Source organism: Prevotella ihumii, from assembly GCF_900155655.1.
GTDB classification, from domain to species: domain Bacteria; phylum Bacteroidota; class Bacteroidia; order Bacteroidales; family Bacteroidaceae; genus Prevotella; species Prevotella ihumii.
Map to the genome: position 1 here is coordinate 1 of NZ_LT706995.1, position 973 is coordinate 973.

Annotated in this window: 1 protein-coding gene; it reads left to right on the forward strand. The window is 49.3% G+C overall.

Translation table 11 applies throughout. The features are described 5' to 3' along the window. Positions 1-897 (forward strand): IS66 family transposase (gene tnpC, locus CZ367_RS13795; protein ID WP_144006047.1); only part of this gene is annotated, 897 nt, incomplete at its 5' end. Between the last annotated feature and the right edge of the window lie 76 nt (positions 898-973).

Here is a 973-nt window from a genome sequence, read left to right on the forward strand (position 1 = left end):
GAACTGGGCGTGAACATCCCCACCTCAACCGTCAACAGTTGGGTTCACGATGCCGCCGATGCACTTTATCCACTTTACAAACTTCAAGTAAGACAGATCCTGCAAAGTCCTTATCTTCAAGTTGACGAGACCAGCGTACAGGTTGCCGACCGCAAGGGAAAGACACGCAAGGGATACCTGTGGGGTGTGCGTGACGCCATGCACTCCCAGGGTGTGTTCTTCCATTGGAAGGACGGGGCGCGGTCGGGCGCTGTGGTAGATGAGCTCTTCAAGGGCTACCAGGGTGCCATACAGTCTGATGGGTATGAGGTCTACAGCAGGTTTGAGAACGTTCAGGGCATCATGCTGTTAGGATGTATGGCACATGTGAGACGTAAGTTCGAACATCTGGCGGCTGACGATAAAAACGCCGCCCATATCATCGAAACGATAGCCACGCTTTATGAGTTGGAGGAAAACCTCAAACACAAGAAAGCACCCCCCGAGGAAGTGGAGACAGAACGAAAGGCTAAAGCTTACCCTATTCTTAAGTATTTGGAGACCTATATGTTGGATGTACACAAACAGTACACCCCAGGCGAAGCTATGGAGAAGGCACTGCGTTATGCCTTCGCCGTATGGATACGCATTGGCAGGTATGTACAAGACGGACGCTTCAATATAGACAACAACCTCATGGAACAGGCCATCAGGCCCATCACGCTTGGAAGAAAGAACTACCTGTTCTGTGGTAACAATGAGGGAGCCGAGAACAACGCCATCTTCTATACCTTCATGGCGTGTTGCAGGGAAGCAGACATAGAGCCATACAAATGGATGAAGGAAGTTCTTTCAAGGCCCCTGCCGGACATGACGGAGGAGGAACTCACGAAAATGCTACCTTCAAACTTCAAATAACAAATAACCCTTATATGCTGCCAGACATATAAGGGTTATTTGTTGGTGTGAAAGTCGGCTAATATTGGATGCTTAC